2 protein-coding genes are annotated in these 3,203 nt (G+C 70.8%); both read right to left on the reverse strand.

The window, feature by feature from the left end; all coding sequences use genetic code 11:
- Positions 1–393: 393 nt before the first annotated feature.
- A complete protein-coding gene (locus GCU69_RS05035) occupies positions 394–2,043 on the reverse strand; it encodes an alkaline phosphatase D family protein (protein ID WP_156205233.1) in 1,650 nt (549 codons plus the stop codon).
- Between the two features lie 107 nt (positions 2,044–2,150).
- Positions 2,151–2,990, reverse strand: coding sequence for a thioredoxin domain-containing protein (locus GCU69_RS05040; RefSeq protein ID WP_098751449.1), 840 nt, complete (start codon positions 2,988–2,990; stop codon positions 2,151–2,153).
- Between the last annotated feature and the right edge of the window lie 213 nt (positions 2,991–3,203).

The raw sequence follows: 3,203 nt of genomic DNA on the forward strand, positions 1-3,203 counted from the left end.
CGGTGGGCGCGGCCGTCAACGGGACGAGGGCCAGGGCGCCGGCCAGCAGGGCGGTGCCGATCGGGCCTCTGCCGGTGCGCCGGTTCGTACGGGCCGGTATGCGCATGGGGACTCCTCGCGGTCCTGCGGCAAGGGGGAGGGGTTCCTCCCCCGATGCCGGGACAGTACGAGGACATGACAAGAGGGGACGAGGGCGGAACAGGACGACAGAAATATGGTTCGGAGGCTATCGGCCGACTAAGCGGTACGAGTTGGCCCGTATGGGAAATCTCCCGGCAACACGGCTTCATGGCCCGATGGGACGGATGCCCCGGTTCGTACCGCGGAACGACTCCCTTCGGCGTCATCCCGCGGCAATGGAACCGGCCGCTCCGGCATGGCCGGAAAGGGCGATCAGCGCACCGGTCCGTCCGCGCGTTCGACCTTCCGGGTGCCGGACGGCGTGCGGTACGAGCGGAGCCACCGGGTGCCGGCGGCCCGGTCGGACTTGTCCGAGACCGCGTAGTAGTCCATCTGTGCGCGCTCGGCCGTGACGTCCAGGACGCCGTAGCCGTGCGAGTCCATGTCGAGCCACTTCACATGGCGGTTGGCGGCCCGGACCGCGGCGACGGCGACCGGCGAGACGGTGTGCGGCGGCACCCGGAGGATGTCGTCCAGATTGTCGGAGGTCACCGAGGTCACCACGAACTCCGTGGCCGCGGAGCCGGACAGCGGGTAGGTCGCCGCCCGCACCGGCACGTCGTTCGCCCAGGCCATGTGGATGTCACCGGTCAGGAAGACCGTGTTGTCGATGCCCCGCTCGCGCAGGTGCTCGAGCAGTTCCCGGCGGTCGTCGGTGTAGCCGTCCCACTGGTCGACGTTGACCGCCAGCCCGCCCTCCGGTATGCCCAGCAACTCCCCGATCGGCCCCAGCAGACGCGCCGGTACGGAGCCGAAGGCTACCGGGGAGATCATCACCGAGGTGCCGACGAGCTGCCAGGAGGCGTCCGACGCGGCCAGCCCGGCCTTCAGCCAGTCCAGCTGCGCGCGGCCGGTGATCGTGCGGTCCGGGTCGTCCACCTCGCCGTTGCCGACCGAGGACTGCGCGGAGCGGAACGAGCGCAGGTCCAGCAGGTGCAGATCGGCGAGCCTGCCGAAGCGCAGCCGCCGGTAGGTGGTGCCGGCGGTGGACGGGCGTACGGGCATCCACTCGAAGTACGCCTGCTTCGCCGCCGCCGTGCGCGCCGCCCAGTCGCCCTCCTCGCCCGGGGTGTGGTTCTCCGCGCCCCCGGACCAGGCGTCGTTGGCCATCTCGTGGTCGTCCCAGATGGCGATCACCGGGTGGGCCGCGTGCAGCGTCTGGAGATCGGCGTCGGTCTTGTAGTTGCCGTGCCGGGCCCGGTAGTCGGCGAGGGTGGTGATCTCGTGCCCGGGCACGTGCCGGCGCGGCGCCCCGTCCCGCCCGGGGTACTCGCCGGTGGCGTACTCGTAGATGTAGTCGCCCAGGTGCAGCACCGCGTCGAGGTCGGCGCGGGCGGCGAGGTGGCGGTACGCGGAGAACCAACCGGACTCCCAGTTGGCGCAGGAGACCACGCCGAAGCGGACGCCGTCCGCCGCCGCGTCGTGCGCCGCGGTGGTGCGGGTGCGGCCCACGGGGGAGTACGTGCCGCCCGTGGCGAACCGGTAGAAGTAGCCGGTGGCCGGGCGCAGTCCGCGTACGTCGGCCTTGACCGTGTGGTCGGCCGCGGCGGTGGCCGTCGCGGTGCCCCGGGCCGCGACCGAGGAGAAGGCGCTGTCCTCGGCGACCTCCCAGTGGACCGTCACGTCCGGCCCCCTGCCGGAGCCGGGCAGCGCGTCACCGGACGGCGTGACCCGGGTCCACAGCAGGACGCCGTCGGGCAGCGGGTCCCCGGAGGCGACGCCGTGCCGGAAGACCGGGGCCGTCCCGGCGGCCAGCGCGCTCGGCGCGGCGGCCAGCGGAAGCAGCGCGGCGGAGGCCGCGGCCGCCTTGACGACGGTGCGGCGGGAGGTGGTCTCTGCGGGAAGGGCACGAAGATCGGTCACGGCCGATCACATTACTGTCAGGTACACCGAACGGGTGGGCGAACACGGGATGTTCACCCACCCGTTCGACGCCGGCGGCACGCGGCCCGCGCGCCGTGGCCCTCCGGTTACTTCTCGAGCGCCTTCGCGACGGCGGCCTGGAACTGGTCCGGGGTCATCGGGGTGTTCTCCGTGCCCTCCACGACCAGCTTCTCGCCGTCCATCTTGAAGGTCGGCGTGCCCTGCACGTCCTTGGCCGACTCGAACTTCTTGGCCATGGCCTGCGCCCACTTGTCGTAGGTGCCGTCCTTCACGGCCTTCTCGAACTCCTTGTTGTCCTTGAGTTCCTTGACCTGGTCGGAGACTTCGAGGAGGTAGGAGTCGTCGGAGAACTTGTCGTCCGACTCCTCGGGGTGGTTCTCCTTCGAGTACAGCGTGTGCTTGTACTCCAGGAACGCCTCCGGGCTGACGTCCAGGGCGGCGCCCAGCGCGCTGAGGGAGTTCTTCGAGCCCGAACCGGGGGCCATCTCGTCGATGAAGGCGGCCATCGTGAAGGACGCCTTGTAGGCGCCGTTCTCGATGTCCTTCATCATCAGGTCACCGGTGGTCTGCTCGAACGAGGCACACGCGGGGCAGCGCATGTCCTCGTACACCTCGAGGGTCTTCTCGGCCTTCTCGTCACCGATGACGACCGTGGTGCCGTCCTTGCCGGAGGTGTTCGCCGGCTTGACGAGCTTCTTGTCCTTCGCCGCGGCGGTCCAGTCCTTCGAGGACACCTTGCCGCCACTGCTGTCATTCATATTGGTGACGGCGAAGCCGACGCCGGCGGCGATCGCCAGGACACCCACGATCGATGCCGCGACGACGAGCTGCCGGCGCATCTTGTCCTTCTTGGCCTGCCGCTCCCGCTCGGCACGCAGCCGCTCGCGGGCGGCCCTCTTGGCTTCCTGGGTGTTGCGCTTGCTCATGGTGGTTTCCTGCTCCGTGGTCGGTGAGGTCGCGGATCGCTGTGATCGATAGCACAGTTCGGCAGCTCCGGGGCTCGGCCGTCACCCGGTCGTGACGTGCCGCTCCGCTCAGGCCGCTGCCGGACGGGGCGGTCCGCGGCGTACGACGGAATGCGCGAGCAGGGGCTGTCGGCGGCGGGCCCGGGGCCGGTCGGCCCGGCGCGCCCCGCGTCG

The organism is Streptomyces lycii, assembly GCF_009735685.1.
In the GTDB taxonomy this organism is placed as follows: domain Bacteria; phylum Actinomycetota; class Actinomycetes; order Streptomycetales; family Streptomycetaceae; genus Streptomyces; species Streptomyces lycii.

Excerpts from the sequence above, each read along its gene's own strand:
- GCU69_RS05040 (WP_098751449.1), bottom strand. The coding sequence starts at position 2,990 with ATGAGCAAGCGCAACACCCAGGAAGCCAAGAGGGCCGCCCGCGAGCGG.